The following is a 20,774-nucleotide window of genomic DNA, read 5'->3' as shown; positions in this document are numbered from 1 at the left end:
CGCTCCTGGGTGCTCCCTTACGGAATAAGGACGGGTTTGACCACACGGCCGGCTTCGCAGTCGCGTTCGGCCTCGTTGATGTCGGCGAGGGGGTAGGTACGGATCAGTTGGTCGAACGGGAACCGCCCGGCCTGCCACAGTTCGGTCAGCCGCGGAATCAGCAGTCCCGGCACCGCGTCCCCCTCGCAGATGTGGGAGATCTTCCGGCCGCGGTCCAGTGACCCCGGTCGGAGCGGGAGCGGGGTGTGTATCCGTGCGACCAGACCGAGGTGGCCGGTCGGACGCAGGGCCTGGAGCGCGTCGTTGATCAGCTCGGGTGAGCCCGTGGTGTCGAGTGCGTACTGCGTGCCGCCGTCGGTCAGCCGCCGGATGCGGTCGGGCAGGTCGGCCGTCGAGGCGTGCAGAGGGATCGCACGCAAGCGCTCGGCGGTGGCCAGCCGTTCGGGATGGCGGTCGACGGCCACGGTCACCGCTCCGGCAGCGGTGGCCGCCATCACCGCGGCGAGCCCCACCGCTCCCGCGCCGAACACGGTCATGGTGTCGCCTGGGCCGATGCCGAAGGAGTTGAGGACGGCTCCGGCACCGGTGAGGAAGCCGCAGCCGAGCGGTCCGAGCAGTTCGACGGGCAGGGAGGGATCGACCCGGACGGCGTTGCGTGCGCTGACCACGGCGTACTCGGCGAACGAGGACTGGCCGAACCATCGGGGGGCCAGTTCGCCCCCTGCCGCGTCGGTGAACCGGGCGGCGTTCTCCTTCCGTCCCCCGAAGAGGTTGAGCGAGGCGAACGAGTCGCAGTAGGCGGGTGCCGCACCCAGGCAGTTGCGGCAGTGTCCGCAGGAGTCGAAGCTCAGCACGACGTGGTCGCCGGTGTTCAGGCCGGTGTCCGGGCCGCCTGTCCCCACCACGACCCCCGCGCCCTCGTGACCGAGCACGGCCGGGAGCGGTGTCCGGCCTGCCGAACCACGGACCGCGAGGTCGGTCCGGCACATCCCGCAGCCCGCGATCCGGACCAGGATCTCGCCGTCGGCCGGTTCCTCGTGCAGGGCCACCTCCTCGACGGTGAACGGCTTCTCGTAGGAGCGCAGCACCGCCGCCCGGAACCTCGTCGTCATGCCTCCTCCGGACGGTACGGGCGGTGCACGACGAACGGCCTGAGATTGCCGTAGAGACCCCAGGGGCCGCCCGCGACGCCGGCACCGCTCTCCTTGATCCCTGCGAAGGGCTGGGCGAGGGACAGTTCGGCGTGGTGGTTGATCCACGCCGTCCCGCACTCCAGCCGGCCGGCGACGGCCTCCGCCCGGTCGAGATCGGTGCCCCAGACCGACCCGCCCAGGCCGAAGCGTGTGCCGTTGGCCGCTTCGACGGCTTCGTCGACGCTTGTGTACGGCAGCACCGGCAGGACCGGTCCGAACTGCTCCTCCGTCACCACCGGGCTGGTTGAGGGGACGTCGGCCAGGACGGTGGGAGCGAAGAAGTACCCCGGCCGGTCCAGGCGGTGGCCGCCGGCCGCGACTCGTGCACCGTCCGCCTGGGCCCGGGCCGTGTAGCGCTCGACCCGGGCCAGCTGGGCGGCGTTGTTGACCGGGCCCAGCTCCGAAACGGGGTCCAGCCCGGATCCGACGACTACGGTCTTCGCGCGCTGCGCGAGGGCTTCGACGACCTGGGAGTGGATCCGGGCCGGGGCGTAGACGCGCTTGACCGCCATGCAGACCTGCCCGCAGTTGCGGAACGCGGCCCAGAACAGCCGGTCCGCGACGCGTTCCACGTCCACGTCCTCCAGCAGGACGGCGGCGTCGTTCCCGCCCAGCTCCAGGGTGGCCCGGGTGAGTGAGGCCGCCGCGCTCTCCGCGACGGCCCGTCCGGTGGGGATCGAACCGGTGAACGTCACATGGCGGATCCCCGGATGGGATGCGAGACGGGCACCGAGGGGTTCGCCACCGGTGACGATCGTCAGTACGTCCTCGGGGAGGGCGGTGGAGAGGACCGACCCCAGCAGGCGTGTGGCGAGAGGGGTGTACGGCGAGGGTTTGAGCACCACCGTGTTGCCTGCGGCGAGCGCGGGCGCGAACTTCGCCGAGGCGAGCTGGAGGGGAAAGTTCCAGGGGACGATGGCGGCGACCGGACCGATCGGCCGCCAGCGGATCTCGCTGCGTACCGGCCGCCCGTCCGTGATGGGCTGTGAGCCGGGGTCCAGCTCGGCGAAATAGCGAAGACGGGCTGCCGTCCGGGCGACCTCCGCATACGACTCGGACAGGGGTTTGCCCTGCTCACGGGTGAGCAGGGGGGCCAGGTCGGCCCCTGCGGCCTCGACGGCGTCGGCCGCCGCGAGCAGCGCACCGGTGCGGGCGGCGGGGTCCTCCCGCCACCCGCGCCAGGCGACGTGCGCCGCGTCGACCACGGCGTCCAGCGTGTCCGGGTCGTGGTCGGGAGCCTCGTCGAACGGCTCGCCCGTCGCGGGATCGAGCACGGCGAAGCACTTCTCACGGCCTCCAGGCTCGCGAGTGGGTTGTCGCGTCGGCATGCCGGGTGATCAGCTCGCGGCGACCGCGGTTGCCGCGTACGCGCGGGCATGCCGGTCCATCTCCGCCCGGAAGGCTGCCACCAGCTCCGGCTGGATCCTGCCGGTGGTGCGGTCCCCCCGTTCGCAGACCGCCCCGCGCACTCCCACGATGTCCGTGCCGATGCCGGTCAGCGTCGCGAGGTCTTCCGCCTTGATGCTGCCGGCCAGCGCGGCGAGCAGATCGGCCTCGTGGGCCAGCCGCACGAACTCCGCGCAGGCGTCGGGCGGTACGTGGTCGAACAGCCGGGTCCCGTCCTTGACCGCGGTGTCGAGCATGGCCGCGTCGGAGCCGGAGAGCCGGGCGATCTCGGGCAGTGCGAGCGGGTTGACGCAGCCGATCCGGTGGGCGTCCGCGTAGCCCGAGGCGACGACGAACGCGTCCGGGCGGTAGTCCTTCACGGCGCGGACCACTCCGCGCATGACCTCGACGGCCTGTTCGGGCGTCGTGCATCCGTAGAGACCGACCTTGATGTACGTGGCGCCGGAGACGGCCGCTCCGAGCGCGGCCTGGGCCACCGTGCCCGGCTTGTACGGTACGTCTCCCACGGTGGCGGACACCGGCTTGTCCGCCGGGACCGCAGTGCGGATGTCTCTGATGACCCACGGGTAGTTCGCGCCGAGCGAGCCCTCGTCGGGCTTCTTGACATCGACGATGTCGAGGTGTTGGGCGGCCTTCGCGCAGTCGAGTGCTTCCTCGACGCTGTCAGGAGAGATGAGCAGCAACAACGCGGGTTCCTTCCACCGTAGGTCCACCTGTCGGAGACAGGTGTGCGGAGTCGCTCGGATCACGTGCGGTGTGCTCATCATTGCTGCGGTCCGGGGTGCCCGGCAGGGCGCGCGGAGTACCGCACGGATCACTGCCGTACCGCGCCCACGCCCCTCCCGACGCGCCGTCCACGCCGGTTCGCAGCAGTCACGCGATGCGGACGGTCCGGCGGTGCCGGAGGCGGGACGTCGGGTGCGGGATGTGCAGGGGGCCGCACGCTCGCCGGGATGGCGGCCGCTCCCATGAGGTGCTGACGGGGATGCTCCTAACCGCGCTCGACGTCGTGCTCGCACAGCGGTCCCACGCGCAGACCGAGTCGTCGGCATTCGGCGAGCAGGGCGGGCAACGCCTCCAGCGTGGCCCTCCACGCGTGCGGCGCGCTCCACCGGTCCGCGTCGTGCAGCAGCACGGTCCCTCCGCCGGTCAGGTCCCTCAGGACCGACGCGGTCACGGAGCGGGCGTCGGCGTGCTCTGTCCAGTCCTGGCCCCACGACGACCAGAGCACCGTCCGGAGTCGGGCGCGGCGGGCTGCCGTCAGCCGACCGCCGGTGAGGATGCCGTAGGGCGGCCGGTACCACTGCGGGTCGGTCCCGCAGATCCGCCGGACCGCGTCGGCGGCTCGACGCACCTCCCGTACGTCGCGCAGCGGCGCGGGGTACCAGGGGCGGTCGTGGTGCCAGCCGTGCACCGCGACCTCGTGTCCTGCCGCCACGAGGGCCCGGCCGAGGTCGGGATGACGGGTCAGCGATTCGCCGACGAGGAAGAAGGTGGCCCGTACCCGGTGCTCTGCGAGGACGCGCAGGAAGTGTGGGGTGCTGTCCGGGTCCGGTCCGTCGTCGAACGTCAGTGCCACGTGGTCGGGGCTGCCTCGGCCGTCCAAGGAGGGGCTGAGGATCTTCCGTACGGGCGGCAGCCAGGTGGCGGCGGGTCCGATGTGCCATGCGGCAGCCGCTGCCAGCGCGCCCACGCCCACGGTGCCGGGGTGTCTCACCATCGTTGGGCCTCCTTGCCCGAGACCAGGGGGGACCTGCTCAGATGTACACAGGCGAACGCGACGAGGCCGAGGGACGCCGCCTCCGGCAGCACCCGCCAGCCGAGGTCGATCCGTTCCTCGAACAGTGAGATACCCAGGATCACGCTCAACAGGGAGTCGCCGAGGGTGAGGGCGGGCTGTGACGCCGCCAGGGAACCCGCCCGCAACGTGGCCTGCAGCATCAGGAAGGAGCCGAGGCCCACCGCTGCGGCCGTGTAGATCTGCCACGTGGTGAAGACGTCCCCCGATCCGCCGGAGACGAGGCCGAGGGTGTCCTTGATCAGCGCCGCGGTGAAGGCGAAGCCGATGGCGGTGACCGACCCCAGCACCGCCGCCCGCGCCGATCCCCGCAGTCTCCTGGCCACCACGGTCAGCAGGATCGTCACGGCGAGGGCGGGAACGGCGCTGATCAGCCATCTCCTCGGCGGGACGGTCTCCATGCCGCCGGACGGGCCGGCCAGCAGGAGGAAGGCTGCCAGACCCAGCGCCATCCCGAGGAACGCCGCCCATGTCCGGCCGCCCGGCGGCCATCGGAAGACGAGGGCGGCGAGGACCAGCGTGAACAGCAGCTCCGTCGTCATCACCGGCTGCACCACTGCCAGCGGGCCGGTCGCCAGGGCCAGGGCCTGCGCCGCCCCGGAGAGGGCCAGGAGCCCCGCCCCCCAGCGCCAGGCGGGGCGGCGTACGAAGCCGAAGCGTCCGCCGGGCCGGCCGCCCGAGGTGTCGGCCAGGTCGGCCGCCGCGGCTTGGCGCTGGAGTACGGAGGCCGCCGCGTTTCCCAGCGCGGCGAGCAGCGCCATGACGACGGAAAGGACGATCATGTCTTCCGCCCTCCGCGACCGTGCCGGGGGCGGGGGCCACGCTCAGCCAAAGCGCGTGGCCAGCCTGCGGAAGAGGTGCGGGGCCAGGCCCTGGATGCGGCCCGGGGCTCCCAGCCAGCGCGGCACGGTGATCTCGTCCCGCCTCCCGGCCAGGGCGTCCTCGACTGCGGCGGCGACGCGCCCTGCGGATACCGGCCGCGGCCAGGAGCGCGTGTACGGGGTGTGCCGGTGGGCGAAGAACGGGGTGTCGACGGGGCCGGGCTGGACCAGGCAGACATGGACGCCCGTGCCCCTGAGTTCGTAGCGCAGGCTCTCCGCGAAGGGAATCAGCGCGCCCTTCGTCGCCGCGTACGCAGCCTCGCCCCGTACGCCGAAGCGGCCGGCGACGGAGCCGAGCAGGACCAGCCGGCCCGACCCACGGGCGACCATGTGCGGCAGCATCAGGTTGACGAGGTGGAGCACGGCACTGACGTTGACGCTGACCAGGCGGTTCACCACGGCGGGTGTCATGTCGGTGTAGGCGCCCGCCCAGCCGAGCCCGGCGGCGGCGACGAGCGCGTCGACCCGGTCACTGCGTGTCAGGGCCGCCTCGGCCAGCTTCCGGCAGCCCTCCGGGGAGGCCAGGTCCATCGGCAGCGCGGCACCTCCGGTGCGGTCGGCGACCGCACCGAGCCGCTCCTCGTCCCGTCCGTTGAGCAGCAGATCCCATCGGCCGCCCGCCGCGAGCCTGGAGGCGACCGCGGCGCCGATGCCGGACGAGGCGCCGGTGATCAACGCGACCCGTCGCCGGCCAGGGGCAGGACGGCCGCCCGCACCCGACGGTGCCGCATCGGCTTCGGCCGCCGGACTGCTGCGTGGTGCTGGGCTCGCGCGCATGGGCCTTCCGTCCTCCGTGGCCACCGGCCACGCGGGGCTCCGTTCCGGGCCCGGCCTGCACCGGACCGTACTCAGTCATCCTTCGGTGCAACCGCCGCACCGGCAAACGCGCGTGACCGCACTGGGCTAACGGCTCGCCCGGTCCGTGTCTGGCACCCGGGCCGTCGTCCGGGGAACATGCGGGAATGAGTAGGTTTCTGATCATCAGCGCGAGCATGGGCGCGGGTCACGACGCCGTCGCTCGCGAACTGGCCGGACGTCTGAGGGCCGACGGTCACCGGGCCGCCCGCGTGGACCTCCTGAACCTGTTGCCCTCCGGTGCCGGCCGCGGACTGCGCGCCGCATACCGGACGGCACTCCGCCGCTGCCCCTGGGCCTACCAGACGGTCTACTCGACGTTCTTCCAGGAACGCGGGGCTCACGGCGACAAGGTCGGCTTGTCATCGGCCACCGGTCCGCTGGCGGCTGTACTCGCGCCGCGCCTGCGCCGTGTCGTCGACCGGTGGCACCCGGACGCGCTCGTCTCCACCTTCCATCAGGCCGCCCAGGTGACAGGGCGGTTGAGGACAGTCCGTGGGGGCGACTGTCCACCGAGCACCGTCGTGGTCACCGACTTCGCCGTGCACCGGCAGTGGCTGCACCCTGGCAACAGCCTCTATCTGTGCCTGACCGATGCCGCCGCGGCGCGCGTCACGGCCGCGACCGGGTGCCCTGCGAAGGTGTGCGGCCCGGTCGTACCGGCGGCCTTCACCGATGCGGGACGGCCGGTCCCCGGGCGCCGGCCGTCCCGCTGGGATCAGAAGCTGGCACGGCACGGAGCCGGCGCCGGCGGTGGTGGTGTCCGCCGGTGCCTGGGGGGTGGGCCGGGGGCTCACCGCCACCGCGCGCCTGCTCGCCGACGCAGGGCACCTGCCGGTGCTGCTGTGCGGCAACGACGAAAGGCTGCGGGCCCGTGCGGCGGGGCTCCCCTGCGTCCTGCCGCTGGGCTGGATCGAGGACCTGCCCGACCTGATGGCCGCGTCGAGCGCCCTGGTGGACAACGCGGCGGGGCAGACCGCGGTGCAGGCCCTCGCCGCCGGGGTGCCTGTCGTCGGATATCGTCCGATCCCCGGTCACGGGATCGAGGGTGTCCACGAGATGGCCGAGGCCGGCATCACCGAGTACGTCACCGACGATGCCGCCCTGCTCGGCGCGCTGGACCGTCTGGCGCGCCCCGGTCCCGACCGCGAACGCCGGATCACAGCCGGGCGGGCCGTGTTCACCGCGGACGCCGCCCGGTTGGTGGCCTGTTGAGCCCCGTCCTCCCGAAGACGGAAGCCTGCCTTCCGCCCTTCCGTCCGGCCTGCCCCGCTAGCCCCGGAGCACGCGAAAGGGCCGGAGGTCCGCAGCTCATGCTGTGCATACGATGTTGTCCGTGACGCAGAACGAGGACGAACTGGACGGCCTGGTACGCAAACGGATCCGCGCGCTGCGCGTGGCGCAGGGCTGGTCACTGGAGGAACTTGCCACCCGTGCGCACATCAGTCAGTCCACGCTCTCCCGCATCGAGAACGGCCGGCGCCGCCTCGCACTGGACCAGCTGGTGATCCTCGCCCGTGCCCTGGACACGTCCCTGGACCAGTTGGTCGAGACGGCCTCCGACGACGTAGTCACCAGCCCGACGATCGACGCGGCCCACGGGCTGATGCGCTGGCCGGTCAAGGGCGACCCGGGCATGAGCGTCGTGCGCCAGCGTATGACGGAGCCGCCGCCGGACAACCCCGCGCGCATGCGCGCGCATCCCGGCCGGGAATGGCTCGTCGTCCTGTCCGGCACCGCGATACTCATGCTGGGGCATCGCCGCTTCCGTGTGGAGACCGACCAGGCCGCGGAGTTCCCCACCATGCTTCCGCACGCCATCGGCGCCGAGGGCGGCCCCTGCGAGATCCTGGGAATCTTCGACCGCGACGCCCGCCGTGGCCATCAGCGCGAAGGGGCCGGCCCGAGCGGCGGGGAGCAACGCGAATCGAACGGCCCCCGCCCATGACCACCTTTTGCCGCGCTCATAGTGCGTGTTCGGCACCTGCACAGGTCATTCCCTTGCGTATTCGGCAAGGGAATGTGCTGTAGGCGCACGGTCCGCCTAGCGTGAGGGCATGACCCACGCACACCCGCACTCCCCCGGCCACGACACGCACCACCACCCTGATCACGCCGCCGACTCCGGCGGCCAGGCGGAGATCCTCGACCTGGACGCCGAAGTGCTCGCCGAACACATCGCCTCCATCACCGCATGGCTTCCCGTCGGCGCGCCCCCGCGGGAGATCGTGGATCTGGGCTGTGGAACGGGCGCGGGCACCTTCGCTCTCCTGGCGCGTTTCCCGGAAGCACGTGTGACCGCCGTCGACTCCTCCGCCGAGCACCTGCACCGGCTGCGGGAGAAGGCCACCGCCGAGGGGGCGGGCGACCGCGTGCGCACCGTCCGGGCCGACCTCGACGCCGCCGACTGGCCCGATCTCGGGACACCCGGTCTCATCTGGGCCTCAGCCTCGATGCACCACATGGCCGAGCCCGACCGGACACTGCGCCAGGTGCGCGACGTACTCGCACCCGGCGGTTTGTTCGCCGTCGTCGAGCTGGCCGGTTTCCCCCGTTTTCTGCCGGCGGACGCACCCGAGGAGCGGCCCGGCCTCGAAGAGCGCTGCCACACCGCGACCGACCACCTCCACATGGAGCACGTACCCCACCGTGGTGCCGACTGGGGGCCGCTGCTGACCGCCGCCGGGTTCACGGTCGAAGGCGAGCGCACCGTCGAGGTGAACATCGAGGGCACCCGGACCGGGGGCACCGGGGGCACCGGGGGCACCGGGGGCACCGGGGGCACCGAGGCGATCCCCCGCTATGCCCTGAGCACCCTGCAACGCATCCGTGGCGCCGCCGCCGAGACGCTCTCGCCCGAGGATCTCGCCGCCCTCGACCAGCTCCTCGACACCGACAGCCCTCGCAGCATCCTGCGCCGCACCGATCTGACCGTGCGCACGGAACGGATGGTCTGGGCCGCTCGCCGCAAGGAGCGAGGTGGAGCGGCGGCTCGGTGGTGGCGCCGGCTCCGTCCGAAGGCGCTGCGGCGGGGAGCATACTGGGCTCATGGACTCGTCCACGCGTGCCGCACCCGGTCTGCGGGAACGGCTCGGCAGCGCGGTCTTCGCCCGGGTCGCCGGTCCCGCGGGGGCGGAGAACCGCGCCCGTATCCACGGGACCCCCGGCCCACGCTGGTTCGGCCCAGACCGGCCGATCCGGACGGTCCACGGCGACGCGTCCATGTTCATCGGTGGCCTTCGGGCACTGCTGCTCCAGTCCCTGCACCCGCTGGCGATAGCAGCCGTGGAGGCCCACTCCGGCTACCGTGGCGATCCCTGGGGCAGGCTCCAGCGCACCAGCACCTTCCTCGCCGTGACCACGTACGGAACGGCGGACCACGCGCGGCAGGCGGCCGACCGGGTTCGCGCCGTACACGGCGCGGTGCACGGAACGACTCCGTCCGGAGAGTCCTACGACGCCTCCGACCCTCACCTTCTCGGCTGGGTGCACGTGGCCGAAGTCGAGAGCTTCCTGCTGGCCCACCGGCGTTACGGCGCCGAACCGCTCGACGCCGCCGGCTACGACGGTTATGTCGCCGACACGGCGAGGGTGGCGGAAGCCCTCGGCGTGATCGACCCTCCGCGCAACCGGGCGGAGCTCGTCGCCCGGCTCGCTTCCTACCGCGCCGAACTGCGCTCCACGCCGGAGGCGCGCGGGGCGGCACGCTTCATTCTGTTGCACCCGCCCCTGCCCTGGGCCGCCCGCGCGCCCTACGCGGTCCTCGCTGCGAACGCGGTCGCCGCTCTCCCCCGTTGGGCCCGTACATCGCTGGAGCTGCCCCGGCTGTCCGGCGTGAGCGAGGCGTGCGTGACCCCGACCGGGCGTGCGCTGACCACCGCGATCCGCTGGGCGATGGCTCCGGCGCGTCAGCCGTACCCGACGGCGCGGGACTGAGGCGCCTCCCCCGCGCGGAGAACCGGGTTCGCGGCGCGCAGTACCGCCTCCGTCTGCCGGGCCGGGGCCTGTTGGCCGGGTTTGCCGCCGAGGCGCCCGGTACGGCCGCGAGAGGGCCCTGCGAGGATCGCCCCATGCCAAACGGTGATGCTCAGCCGACACAGGTCGCCTTCGACAGCCCGGAGGCGTCGGAGACGGCGCGCGCCGAGGCCCTGCGGACGCTCGCAGTCGACACCTCGCTGCACACGGAGTGGATCGTGGGTCTCGCGACGAACAGGGAGGCACCGTACGAGGTGCTGCGGCGCGTGTTCACGGTCGATCCCCTGCCCGAGGCCCGCTACTGGCTCACGTACTCCGCGCCGGCCCCCCGGGCGGCCGAGGTCGCGGTCGCCCACCCGGATCCGCGGGTCCGCGTGATGGCCGCCGAGAACCCGTGTCTGCCACCGGAATCGCGCGCCGTGCTGGCCGAGGATCCGGACCCCAAGGTGCGGCGCGTCGCAGTGATGGTGGCCCGGGAGTCCGGCGTCGAACTGCCGGTGGAGTTGACCGTGCGGCTGGCCACCGGCCCGGAACCGCGCCTGCGACATCTCGCCGCCGGGCTGCCGGGCCTGCCGGACACGGCCCGGCTCGCTCTGGCCGAGGATGACGACCCCCGCGTCCGGGCCGCCGCCATCACTCCCTGGAGCTGGTCCCGACTACGCCCGGAGGTACGGGCGTCGGCGGAAGCCGACCCCGATCCGCGGGTGCGCGAGGCGGTCCGGCGCGCCACTCACGTCGACGCCCCCCTGCCGGCGACGGTGGAGGACTTCCTCGCGGAGGCCGACGGGCGCCGTCGCCGCGACGCCGCCTCCACCGCACCTCTCGACGCCGCCCTGGCGGCGCTTCTCGTGGACCACGAGGACAGTTCGGTACGCCACGGGGTCGCCCGGAACCCGCACGTCCCCGCGGCTCTGGCCCTCCGGCTGGGCGCCGACCGCGACCTCTTCGTCCGCCTCGCCGTGTCCCTGCGCGCGGATGTGACGGAGGAACAGCGGGCCGCGATCGACTACACCGTGCCGCCGGGCCGCCATCCGGTCCCCGGCTGGGTGGAGGAACGCTTCGGAGACCCGGATGCGCTCCGGGAGATCGCGGCGTCCAGCCATGTCCTGCTGCGCCGGGGAGTCACATGCGCACCGGCGCTGCCCGCCGATGTGATCGAGCGGCTGACGGCCGACGAGGACTACTTCGTCAGGCTGATGCTCTGCGAGAACGACCACGCCCCGCACGAGCTGCTGGTGGAGATGTTCGCCGACTGGAACGGGCTGAGCCGGGGCATGCTCGCCCGCCGCAGCAACTTCGCGCGCCCCGGTCTGGCCAGGTTCGCGGACGACTCGAACGCCCGGCTGCGGTATGCGGCCCTCTTCGACCCCCGAGGTGGGCAGGACCTCGTCGAGCGGCTCTCCCACGACGAGGAGGAACTGGTCGGACGCCGGGCGGCCGCCGACCCCCGTCTCCCCCGCCAGAGGCTCGTCGAACTGCTCGGCGAGCGGCGGGTGGCGCGAGCGGCGGCCCGCAACCCCACGCTGCCCGCCGCGCTCATGCACCAGCTGCTCGATGTCGCCGGCGTCGACCGCTGAGAGGTACCGCACAAGGCACGCCCGGTCTCCTCACAGCACCTGGTGGTACCAGCGCCGGTGCACCGCCGGCTCGACGCACAGCACCGCGGCACCCGCGACCACACCGACCAGGAGGGACGAGCGGCCACCGCCGTTGAGGACCGCGCCGGCACACGCCGCCATCACGGCGAGCGGGCGCAGCAGCGTCAGCGGGCCGAGGCCGATGACCATGGCGAGGGTGCCGGCGCGGAAGGGCAGGGCGAAGTAGGCGGCGAGCGAGAGCAGTACGGCGGTGGCGTAGACGGCGAGTGGGAGCAGGTAGCCGATGCCGCCGGCCGTAAGGGTGTCGTACGTCCGGGCCTGGTCGGCCGCGGCCAGCAGCACGAGGCCTGCGGTCAGTACGGGGGCGAGGAGAAGGGCACTCCCGACGCCCAGCCCGCGCAGCGCGGCGCAGGCGATCGGCCGGTGTTTACGGATGCGCGCGTCGCGGCCGGCGTACGCGCGGAAGCCGCTGAACGCGGCGTCCACCAGACCCAGTATCAGGAGTGGCACCGCGGGCGTCATCGGGTGGCCCCGGCGAGGTACTCGGGGCCGGCCAGACGGCGCGCGGCCCGTCCGAGGGCTAGACGGAAAGGCGCCTCCAGCGGCGGGCGCACCCCGATGACCGGGCGCAACGTGGTGCAGAACGGGTTCGCCACGCCCCTCGCTTCGTAGAGCAGGGGGCGTATGCCGGGCACATCGGCGGCGCGCAGCAGCGTCTCGTCGCTGTGTGCGCGCTGCGCGGAGACCACGCCGTCGTGGCGGCCGAGGGGATGGCGCATCCGGGCGCGATGGAAGATCCAGGCGCCGATGGGCGCGAGACCGGTCGCGGCGATGTCGAAATGGCAGAAGGCCAGTGCCGGTGAGGCGGCCTGTGCCTGGAAGAACGCGGCCAGGTCGGGACCGCGGAAGTGGTGCAGTACGCCCGTGGACACATAGACGGTCGCCGCCTCGGGCAGGGCGAAGGCATTGCCGTGGACGAAGGCGCAGTCGAGCCCTTCGGCCCGGGCGAGGCGGTCGGCCTCGCCGACCAGGGATGCGTCGAGGTCCACCCCGATCAGCTCGACGTCCGCTCCGAGGGCGTTGGTGGATGCCAGCCGCCGGATCAGATGGCCGAGGCCGCAGCCGACGTCGACCAGGCGGAAGGGCCCGGGCCGTCCGGTGGTCGTCCGGATCGCGTCGAGAAGCGGGCCGAGTACGTGGACCAGACGTTCGGCCACGCGGAGCTCCTCGCTCAGGCGCTGCAGCTCCGTGTGCACGCTGATGAGGAGTCGGTCCACGGCGAGAGGGTCGAGTATGCCGTCGGAGTCCGCGGGCAGGCCGGCGACGAGCGCGGCCGCGCGTTCGTCGCCGCTCCCGCGAAGCTGCTGGACCACCTCGGCGCGCCGCACCGGGAGCCGTCGGCCGGTGCGCGGATCCACGGCGGTGATCAGATCGGATATCTCGAGTCGAGGCACGAGGCAGAACCCTACGGTCCGCCGGTGCGGGGGCCGGAGACGGGCCCTGGCGGCCATGGTGTCGGCCGTACCCCTCGGTGGCCCTGTCCGCCCGGGGCCACCGCCCCCCTGACGCACCTTTCCGTACCCTGGGGGCATGCGTATGCGCCCCACCCTGAGCTGGACCCCCACCGAGGACGTGTCGCCGGGCACCACGGACCTGGGGCCGCTCGCCGACGCCCTGAGCACCGGTGACGTGCTGGTCCTCAGCGGGGCGGGCATCTCCACGGAGTCGGGCATCCCCGACTACCGGGGCGAGGGCGGGAGCCTCAGCCGGCACACCCCCATGACGTACCAGGACTTCACCTCCAGCTCCCAGGCCCGGCGCCGGTACTGGGCGCGCAGCCATCTCGGCTGGCGCACCTTCGGCCGCGCGCGCCCCAACGCGGGCCACCGGGCCGTGACCGCGTTCGGGCGGGAGGGCATGCTCTCGGGTGTGATCACCCAGAACGTCGACGGCCTGCATCAGGCCGCCGGCAGCGAGGCTGTCGTGGAACTCCACGGGAGCCTGGACCGGGTCGTCTGCCTCACCTGCGACAGCTTCAGCCTGCGCCGTGAACTGGCCCGGCGGCTGGAGGAGGCCAATCCGGGGTTCCGGCCGGTGGCCGCGGCGATCAACCCGGACGGCGACGCCGACCTCACCGACGAGCAGGTCGGGGACTTCCATGTGGTGCCCTGCTCGGTCTGCGGCGGCATCCTCAAACCGGACGTGGTCTTCTTCGGCGAGACCGTGCCCCCGCGGCGGGTCGAACAGTGCCGCGAACTGGTCCGGGAGGCGGCTTCGCTGCTGGTCCTGGGGTCGTCGCTGACCGTCATGTCCGGCCTCCGGTTCGTCCGCCAGGCGGCTCAGGACGGCAAGCCCGTGCTGATCGTCAACCGGGATGTGACCCGGGGCGACCGGCATGCCGTCACCCGCATCGCGCTCCCGCTGGGCACGGCGCTGGCCACCGTGGCCGGCCGGCTGGGCGTCCCCGTCGAGGAGGGCGGGGCGGCTGGGCCTGTGTGAGGGGGTGGCGCACCGAGGCCCTCTCACGGGTCACCGGACCGAGGGACGTCCGTGCGTGACCCAGAACTCGTCGGCGGTGATGCCCAGCAACACCATGTCGTGATAGCCGCCCGCGAAGTACTGGTGCTGGCGAAGGCGCCCTTCGTCGACGAATCCCAGCTTGCGGTGGAGGGCGAGGGACGCCTCGTTGAAGGCGTAGACCTCCACCTCGCACTTGTTGAGGCGCTGTTCCCCGAACATGTAGGTGAGGATCAGCTCGGTGGCCTCGGTCGCGTACCCCTTCCCGCGGTGGTCACGGGATATCTCGATGCCCGTCCTGAACCGACCGGCACGGTTGTCGGTCTCTCCGACGGTCACGGTCCCGGCGAAGACAGGGTCGGCGAGCACCTCGACCACCAGTCGAAACGCTTCGCCGCCAGGAGGCCTCCGGGCGCGTTCAGCGGTCCAGGACCGGAAGCTCTCGTCGGAACGCGGGGCTCGACCTGGTCGGCTGCGCGTGCGTCGGCAGTGTTCCGGGCCGGTCCCGGAAGCCTTTCCAGTCCTCCGGCTCGACGCCGCGGAGGCGCACCTTGCCACCGGTCCACATGTCGTTCATGGCACCACTCCTTCAGGTCGGACGCGCAGGACGAAAGAGGACGACGGCCGCGCGCGTCGGCCACCGAACAGCGGCAGCGGGACCCGGCCGCACACCCGGGAGCGCTTCCCCGCGCAGGACAGCGTCCGCCGTGCCCGGCCGGGCACACAGGGTGCCGACATCAACGTTCGGATGCAAGACAATGCGTCGGACGGCGGGCCGGTCACCCGGCCCGGCGCTCCCCCACACCCGAGGCCACTTTACCCAGCCGAAACCTCTGAAATACCTCAGATTTGTTTTCGCCGGGTACGCCGCACTGCCAGAATCACAGGGTTCCTGATCATGCGCCTTCGAGCCATCGCCGGATTGCCCACCCCCCACGGGCCCGGCCGGGACCGACCATCTCCCCCCTCACAAAGGCGAACCCCCTACATGAGTGACGGCAGCATCACAGCAGCCGATCAGCTCGGCGCCGGCACACCGGCGACGACTTCCCCCCACGTGGACGCCGGCGACGCCGGTTACAGCAAGGACCTCAAGTCCCGCCACATCAACATGATCGCCATCGGCGGCGCGATCGGCACGGGGCTCTTCCTGGGCGCGGGCGGCCGTCTCGCCGACGCCGGCCCCTCGCTCGCCATCGCGTACGCCGTCTGCGGCGTCTTCGCGTTCTTCGTCGTGCGCGCGCTGGGTGAGCTGATCCTCTACCGCCCGTCCTCCGGCGCCTTCGTCTCCTACGCCCGTGAGTTCATGGGCGAGAAGGGCGCCTTCGCGGCCGGCTGGCTCTATTTCCTCAACTGGTCGACCACAGCGATCGCGGACATCACGGCAGCGGCGACGTACGCCCACTTCTGGGGCATGTTCAGCGACATCCCCCAGTGGGTCCTCGCGTTGATCGCCCTGGCCGTGGTGCTCACGGCCAACCTCATCTCGGTGAAGTACTTCGGCGAGATGGAGTTCTGGTTCGCGATCATCAAGGTGGCGGCGCTTGTCGCCTTCATGCTGATCGGTATCTTCCTCGTCGTCACCCAGCATCCGGTGGACGGCCACACCCCCGGGCTGAGCACGGTCTCGGACACGGGCGTCTTCCCCGTCGGCACGCTGCCGATGCTGCTCGTGATCCAGGGCGTCGTCTTCGCCTACGCCTCGGTCGAGCTGTGCGGCGTCGCCGCCGGTGAGACGGAGAACCCCGAGAAGATCATGCCGCGCGCGATCAACTCCATCATGTGGCGGGTCGGACTGTTCTACGTGGGCTCGGTGGTCCTGCTCGCGATGCTGCTTCCCTACACCGCGTACTCCGGGGACCAGAGCCCGTTCGTCACCGTCATGGACAAGCTCGGTGTACCGGGTGCGGCCGGCGTGATGAATCTGGTCGTGCTCACGGCCGCCCTTTCCAGCCTGAACTCCGGCCTCTACTCCACCGGCCGCATCCTGCGCTCCATGGCGCTCTCGGGTTCCGCTCCCCGCTTCACCGGCCTGATGAACAAGGGGCAGGTGCCCTACGGCGGCATCCTGCTGACCGCGGGCTTCGGAGTGCTGGGCGTAGGGCTGAACTACGTGGTGCCCGGCCAGGCGTTCGAGATCGTGCTGAACTTCGCGTCCATCGGGATCCTCGGCACCTGGGGCATGATCATGCTCTGCTCGCTCGCCTTCTGGTACCGGTCGCAGCACGGCCGGGTCACCAGGCCTGCCTACCGCCTGCCGTGGGCCCCGTACACCCAGATCGTCACCCTGCTGTTCCTCGTCGGCGTAGCCTTCCTGATGTGGTGGGGCGGCGGGGTAGGCCGGACCACCGTGACTCTCGTACCGCTGATCGCGGCGGCGCTGGTCGGCGGCTGGTTCCTCGTCCGGGGCCGGGTGCGCGAGATGGCGCGGGCCAGGCAGGACGCCTGAATCGTTCCCGCGCCCGCCCGGAGCCTCAGCGCCGGTCGAACGGTGTGGCCCCCACCCTCCAGTGGGGGCCACACCCGTATCCGGCCGCCCACGGGCATATCGACGTGGAACGATCCCGCGCCGAATCATCCGCGCCCCGAGTGGACCGGCCTCCGAGTGGGGAGCAACAGGACGGCACACCACCGGAAACGAGGACGGTACGTACGCATGGGGCTGGTCCTGCTCTCGGCACTCTGCACCGCGGTCGCCGCAGTCGTCGTCACGGGCGTGGTGCGCGCGGGACGGCGGGAGGCGCGGGCGGAGAGGGCCCGGCTCGCCGAGGAAGCCCGCCGGCAGGCACGTAGGTCGCTGGAGACGGTATGGGCGATGAACGACCGCGAGTTCGAGGAGTACGTAGCCGGGCTGTGCCGCCGAGACGGCTGCACCGATGTCAGGCGGGTCGGCGGTTCGGGCGACCTGGGAGCCGATGTGATCGGCCGCCTGCCGGACGGCCGGAAGATCGTCGTCCAGTGCAAGCGATACGCGAAGCACCGCACGGTCGGCAGCCGCGACATCCAGACCTTCAACGGCACCGCGCGCGCCGAACACGGCGCCGACGTCCCCGTCTTCGTGGCCTCCTGCGTCTTCACGAAGCCGGCCCGCGCATTCGCCGCCCGCCAGCGTCTGACGCTCATCGACATCAATCTGCTCGGCTTCTGGAACAACGGCACCGCGCTGGCATCGCTGCTGGACCTGGACATCGGCCGTTCCGGCACCCATCGCAAGCTCCGCTCCGACCACGACTGACGACGTGTGCAGGTCCTGCCCGCCGGTTCCCGAGCCGATGACGCGGGCGAGGCCGGCCGACCGGTAGCTGTCCGGCCGATCATGTGACCGCCAGCTGATCTGCTCGGTGTTCCAGGCCCAGACCGCAGCCGACATGGCGGGCCAGATCGACTGGGACATCTCGATGGATTCCACCGTCGTGCGCGCCCACCAACACGCGGCAGGCGCCCGCACCACCCAGCCGCCCGCGCCAAAGGGGGCAAGGTGGCAGAACATCAGGACGAGACTCCGTGGCAGAGCCTGGTCGGCCAGCTGGTGGAGGTGGTGAGCGAGGCGAGGGCCTGGGCCGCCCGCCTGCGCAGAGTAGCGCGAGGCGGACGTCCACCAGGCTTCGACGAGGACCGGTACAAGAAGCGCAACACCGTTGAGCGGGCCATCAACAGACGCAAGAACTCCCGGGCCGTCGCGACGCGATACGACAAACGCTGCTGCGTCTTCCTCGGCACCGTCACCGTCGCCGTGCTCCTCATCCGGCTAAGTTCATGACCGGTTGACCGACAGGCTCAATCCCCTCGGATTCGGGCATGCAGATGCATGTCGTGCCGGCCGTCGTCATGCATGGCCGCACTGCACTGGGTTCCTTCGAGAAGGTAGCCGGACTTGGTGGCAACCCCGCAGGAGGCGTGGTTGCGCGTCGAATGCTCCAGGTACAGGCGGTGGAAACCGATCTCATCCAGCGCCCAGGTGGAGAGTGCTGCCAACGCCGAGGTCGCGACACCGCGGCCTCGGGCAGTCGGGAGAACCCAGTAACTGACGTCGGCGACACCGTCGTTGAAGTCGAAGCCGCGCAGCGCGATCCGGCCGAGGACCTCACCGTCCTTGCGGGCGGCAGCCCAGTGACCGCCCTTCTCGCTTCTCCAGTCCTGGTGGTAGGCATCGAACCACTCCAGGACGCGCGCCTCCGTCCGAGGGCGGCGCGTGTGCCAGCGGCAGATCTCATCGTCCTGGTAGGCGGAGAGGAACACCGGAGCGTCAGCCTGTTCCCAAGGTCGCAGCAACAGACCTTGAGCAGCGGGCAGAACGGGCTGAGGGGAGCCCGAGAGCAGACCGAAGGAAACTGCGGGCGGCGTCGACAATTCGCGAGTCACGAGCAATGATCGCCCGACAGCGACGATACAGGTCAAGACCAGCCGCATCCCCACCGGACGAACCGTGGACAGTGATCGTCAGGACAGCTCCTGGCCCTCCGGCAGGAAGCGACAGTGCCGGGCGACCGCCCGAGAACTCCGGTCGGCCACCCGGCCGAGGCAGCCGCCCAGGGCGCCGGTTCGTCCAGATCCGCCTGCGCGCTCACCGGGCGGACACGTCGTGGGGAGCGACGCCTAACGGTCGACAGCCTGCGGGGCGAGGCCGTCTGCGACCAGGCCTTCGAGTACGGCCTGTCCCAGGGCGTGCACAGCCGACTGGGGCCGGACCATCACGGTGAACTCCTTGATCAGGCCGGCCTCGTCGAACTGGAGCAGGTCGATTCCATGGATCTCCTTGCCGTTCACCGTTGCCCGGAAGACCAGGATCGTGGACCTGGCATCCTCGCCGTCGGCGCTGGTCAGCGCCGTGCCCTCGAGGTCCCCGACGTAGCGGAAGTCCTCGAAGGTGCGCAACAGGACCCCGAAGAGTCCCAGCACCATCGGCTTGCCCTCGAAGGGCGTGAACTTCACAGGACTGTAGAGACGGATTTCCTCCGTGAACAGGTTTCCCAGCGCGTCCAGTTCACCCTTCTCCACCGCGTCGCGGAAGCGTTCGGCAGTCTCCATGACCTCTCCCAGTTACTCAAGAATATGACTAATCAGTTTCTTGAGTATGATGCAGCGAGGGACGAGGAAAGGGAAGGGGCTCTTCGATGGCCTTGCGGCATGCGGTGCTCGCGGCACTGCTGGACGGCGAGTACAGCGGATACCAGTTGGCGAAGGCATTCGACATCGGCGTCGCGAACTTCTGGCACGCCCTGCCGCAGCAGCTGTACGCCGAGCTGACCAAGCTGGAGAAGGAGGGGCTGGTCTCGGGCCGGCAGGTGGTCCAGGAGACCCGCCCGAACAAACGGCTGTTCCAGGTCACCGACGCCGGTCGCGCCGAACTGGAGGCGTTCGCCGAAACCGTGGCGAAACCCTCCTTCATCCGCGACGACCTGCTGGTGAAGGTCCAGGTCGCCGACCGAATCGGCACAGCGCCGGTGATCGGACAGCTCGAAGAGCGGGCGTCCGCCGCCGAAGCCAAGATCGAACTTCTCGGCAAGCTGCTACGGCAACTGCGCGGCGACATGGACGAGGAGGAGTTCCTCCTCCGGGGCGAGCGGATCGGGCCGTACCTCACATGCCTGCGAGGCCTGGCCTTCGAGCAGGAACACCTGACCTGGTGCCTCAGAATCGCAGGCATCCTCAGGGAAAGGCAGTCGAACCATGCCGAACGGTGAATACCTGCGCTACGTCGCCCTGGGCGACAGTCAGACCGAAGGGCTCGGCGACGGGGACGACACCGTCGGGCTGCGCGGATTCGCCGACCGGCTCGCCGAACACCTCGCCGTCGGCGGCTCCGAGGTCCTGTACGCCAACCTGGCCGTGCGCGGCCGCCTCGCCGGGCAGGTCCGAGCCGAACAGCTGGGGCCTGCTCTCGCCCTGCGGCCCGATCTGGCGACCGTGGTGGCCGGGGTCAACGACGCGCTCCGGCCCCGGTTCGACGCCGCGGCGGTGATCGGGCACGTGGAGGAGATGTTCGCCGCCCTCACACAGGCCGGCGCCCATGTCGTGACGCTGACCTTCCCCGATGTGACGAAGATCGTGCCGCTCGCCCGGCCGATCAGGCCCCGTCTCCTGGATCTCAACGCCCGTATCCGCTCGGCGGCCGCCCGCCACGGGGTCACGGTCGTCGAGACCGGCCGATCGGCCGTCGCCACCGATCCGCGGCTGTGGGGTGCGGACCGGCTCCACGCCAGCCCTCTCGGTCATGAGCGGATCGCCGCTGCCGCCGCCCGTACCCTCGGCCTGCCGGGTAGCGACGACACCTGGTCGCTGCCCCTGCCTCCCCGGACGGTTCCCACCGGCCGGCAGGCCACGGGCGCCGAGCTGCGCTGGGCCGCCGCGTTCCTCGGCCCGTGGCTCGGACGCCGCCTGCGCGCTCGGTCCTCCGGTGACGGCCGCACCTCGAAACGCCCCCAACTGCTGCCGGTGATCATCACGTCCCCCTCGGCGGAGGACATGGGCCGACGGGAACTCCCGTAGGGCCGGCGACACCTCGGACCGGGCCGCTGTACCGCCGGTTGCGAACCTCGTGCGGGTCCGT

Annotated in this window: 20 protein-coding genes and 3 pseudogenes; 10 read left to right on the top strand and 13 right to left on the bottom strand. The window is 71.6% G+C overall.

What is annotated here, in order from left to right; genetic code table 11:
- Positions 1 to 17 precede the first annotated feature (17 nt).
- The 6 genes from P8A20_RS35610 to P8A20_RS35585 all read right to left on the bottom strand — a co-directional run bounded on the left by P8A20_RS35610 (position 18) and on the right by P8A20_RS35585 (position 6,056).
- Positions 18 to 1,112 (bottom strand): NAD(P)-dependent alcohol dehydrogenase, encoded by a 1,095-nt coding sequence (locus P8A20_RS35610; RefSeq protein WP_147962845.1) that lies wholly within the window; start codon positions 1,110 to 1,112, stop codon positions 18 to 20.
- Entirely contained in the window at positions 1,109 to 2,521 is a 1,413-nt protein-coding gene (locus tag P8A20_RS35605; RefSeq protein WP_306104982.1) for an aldehyde dehydrogenase family protein, read from the bottom strand. Before P8A20_RS35605 ends, P8A20_RS35610 begins: the two co-directional genes overlap by 4 nt.
- Before the next feature lie 9 nt (positions 2,522 to 2,530).
- Positions 2,531 to 3,286: a (5-formylfuran-3-yl)methyl phosphate synthase gene (locus tag P8A20_RS35600; protein WP_147962843.1), complete on the bottom strand. Its 756-nt coding sequence runs from the start codon at positions 3,284 to 3,286 to the stop codon at positions 2,531 to 2,533.
- Positions 3,287 to 3,591: 305 nt separating this feature from the next.
- Entirely contained in the window at positions 3,592 to 4,320 is a 729-nt protein-coding gene (locus tag P8A20_RS35595) for a polysaccharide deacetylase family protein (protein WP_306104981.1), read from the bottom strand.
- Positions 4,314 to 5,180: a DMT family transporter gene (locus tag P8A20_RS35590; protein WP_147962841.1), complete on the bottom strand. Its 867-nt coding sequence runs from the start codon at positions 5,178 to 5,180 to the stop codon at positions 4,314 to 4,316. Before P8A20_RS35590 ends, P8A20_RS35595 begins: the two co-directional genes overlap by 7 nt.
- Before the next feature lie 42 nt (positions 5,181 to 5,222).
- On the bottom strand, positions 5,223 to 6,056 hold the full coding sequence (locus P8A20_RS35585; RefSeq protein WP_147962840.1) for an SDR family NAD(P)-dependent oxidoreductase: 834 nt from the start codon (positions 6,054 to 6,056) through the stop codon (positions 5,223 to 5,225).
- A 185-nt stretch (positions 6,057 to 6,241) separates the two neighbouring features.
- Between P8A20_RS35585 and P8A20_RS35580 the strand changes: the two are divergent.
- The 4 genes and pseudogenes from P8A20_RS35580 to P8A20_RS35565 all read left to right on the top strand — a co-directional run bounded on the left by P8A20_RS35580 (position 6,242) and on the right by P8A20_RS35565 (position 10,070).
- Positions 6,242 to 7,349, top strand: a pseudogene (locus P8A20_RS35580) (MGDG synthase family glycosyltransferase).
- Between the two features lie 112 nt (positions 7,350 to 7,461).
- Positions 7,462 to 8,082: a helix-turn-helix domain-containing protein gene (locus P8A20_RS35575; RefSeq protein WP_147962838.1), complete on the top strand. Its 621-nt coding sequence runs from the start codon at positions 7,462 to 7,464 to the stop codon at positions 8,080 to 8,082.
- 109 nt (positions 8,083 to 8,191) lie between these two features.
- Positions 8,192 to 9,103 (top strand): annotated as a pseudogene (locus tag P8A20_RS35570) (class I SAM-dependent methyltransferase); the annotation flags it as partial.
- A 79-nt stretch (positions 9,104 to 9,182) separates the two neighbouring features.
- Positions 9,183 to 10,070, top strand: a complete 888-nt coding sequence (locus P8A20_RS35565) for an oxygenase MpaB family protein (RefSeq protein WP_306104980.1) — start codon at positions 9,183 to 9,185, stop codon at positions 10,068 to 10,070.
- Between the two features lie 151 nt (positions 10,071 to 10,221).
- Here P8A20_RS35565 and P8A20_RS35560 read toward each other — a convergent pair whose 3' ends face one another.
- The 4 genes from P8A20_RS35560 to P8A20_RS35545 all read right to left on the bottom strand — a co-directional run bounded on the left by P8A20_RS35560 (position 10,222) and on the right by P8A20_RS35545 (position 13,161).
- Positions 10,222 to 10,383, bottom strand: a complete 162-nt coding sequence (locus P8A20_RS35560; RefSeq protein WP_306104979.1) for a hypothetical protein — start codon at positions 10,381 to 10,383, stop codon at positions 10,222 to 10,224.
- Positions 10,384 to 10,765: 382 nt separating this feature from the next.
- Positions 10,766 to 11,698, bottom strand: coding sequence for a hypothetical protein (locus tag P8A20_RS35555; RefSeq protein ID WP_306104978.1), 933 nt, complete (start codon positions 11,696 to 11,698; stop codon positions 10,766 to 10,768).
- An 18-nt stretch (positions 11,699 to 11,716) separates the two neighbouring features.
- Positions 11,717 to 12,217, bottom strand: a complete 501-nt coding sequence (locus P8A20_RS35550; RefSeq protein ID WP_261988887.1) for a hypothetical protein — start codon at positions 12,215 to 12,217, stop codon at positions 11,717 to 11,719.
- An 8-nt stretch (positions 12,218 to 12,225) separates the two neighbouring features.
- Positions 12,226 to 13,161: a class I SAM-dependent methyltransferase gene (locus tag P8A20_RS35545; protein ID WP_147961912.1), complete on the bottom strand. Its 936-nt coding sequence runs from the start codon at positions 13,159 to 13,161 to the stop codon at positions 12,226 to 12,228.
- A gap of 136 nt (positions 13,162 to 13,297) precedes the next feature.
- On the opposite strand from P8A20_RS35545, the gene P8A20_RS35540 reads away from it, so the two are divergent.
- Entirely contained in the window at positions 13,298 to 14,206 is a 909-nt protein-coding gene (locus tag P8A20_RS35540; RefSeq protein ID WP_306104977.1) for an NAD-dependent protein deacetylase, read from the top strand.
- A gap of 30 nt (positions 14,207 to 14,236) precedes the next feature.
- Here P8A20_RS35540 and P8A20_RS35535 read toward each other — a convergent pair.
- Positions 14,237 to 14,801, bottom strand: a pseudogene (locus tag P8A20_RS35535) (GNAT family N-acetyltransferase).
- A 411-nt stretch (positions 14,802 to 15,212) separates the two neighbouring features.
- Between P8A20_RS35535 and P8A20_RS35530 the strand changes: the two are divergent.
- The 3 genes from P8A20_RS35530 to P8A20_RS35515 all read left to right on the top strand — a co-directional run bounded on the left by P8A20_RS35530 (position 15,213) and on the right by P8A20_RS35515 (position 17,984).
- Positions 15,213 to 16,673 carry an amino acid permease gene (locus tag P8A20_RS35530; RefSeq protein WP_147961913.1) on the top strand — a complete coding sequence of 487 codons (1,461 nt, stop codon included), beginning with the start codon at positions 15,213 to 15,215 and terminating at the stop codon, positions 16,671 to 16,673.
- A gap of 207 nt (positions 16,674 to 16,880) precedes the next feature.
- A complete protein-coding gene (locus P8A20_RS35525) occupies positions 16,881 to 17,459 on the top strand; it encodes a restriction endonuclease (protein ID WP_147961914.1) in 579 nt (192 codons plus the stop codon).
- A gap of 243 nt (positions 17,460 to 17,702) precedes the next feature.
- A complete protein-coding gene (locus P8A20_RS35515; protein ID WP_187282308.1) occupies positions 17,703 to 17,984 on the top strand; it encodes a transposase in 282 nt (93 codons plus the stop codon).
- Positions 17,985 to 18,001: 17 nt separating this feature from the next.
- Here P8A20_RS35515 and P8A20_RS35510 read toward each other — a convergent pair whose 3' ends face one another.
- Both P8A20_RS35510 and P8A20_RS35505 read right to left on the bottom strand, forming a co-directional pair.
- Complete coding sequence (locus P8A20_RS35510) at positions 18,002 to 18,586, bottom strand: GNAT family N-acetyltransferase (RefSeq protein WP_306105237.1); 585 nt, start codon at positions 18,584 to 18,586, stop codon at positions 18,002 to 18,004.
- Between the two features lie 234 nt (positions 18,587 to 18,820).
- Complete coding sequence (locus P8A20_RS35505; RefSeq protein ID WP_147961915.1) at positions 18,821 to 19,252, bottom strand: nuclear transport factor 2 family protein; 432 nt, start codon at positions 19,250 to 19,252, stop codon at positions 18,821 to 18,823.
- 86 nt (positions 19,253 to 19,338) lie between these two features.
- Between P8A20_RS35505 and P8A20_RS35500 the strand changes: the two genes are divergently transcribed.
- Both P8A20_RS35500 and P8A20_RS35495 read left to right on the top strand, forming a co-directional pair.
- A complete protein-coding gene (locus P8A20_RS35500) occupies positions 19,339 to 19,908 on the top strand; it encodes a PadR family transcriptional regulator (RefSeq protein ID WP_306104976.1) in 570 nt (189 codons plus the stop codon).
- Positions 19,895 to 20,713: an SGNH/GDSL hydrolase family protein gene (locus tag P8A20_RS35495; protein WP_306104975.1), complete on the top strand. Its 819-nt coding sequence runs from the start codon at positions 19,895 to 19,897 to the stop codon at positions 20,711 to 20,713. Before P8A20_RS35500 ends, P8A20_RS35495 begins: the two co-directional genes overlap by 14 nt.
- Positions 20,714 to 20,774 lie beyond the last annotated feature (61 nt).

This window comes from Streptomyces sp. Alt3 (assembly GCF_030719215.1).
GTDB classification, from domain to species: Bacteria; Actinomycetota; Actinomycetes; order Streptomycetales; family Streptomycetaceae; genus Streptomyces; species Streptomyces glycanivorans.
The sequence above is the reverse complement of the archived record's forward strand: the minus strand, read 5'-3'. Positions and strand labels throughout refer to the sequence as shown.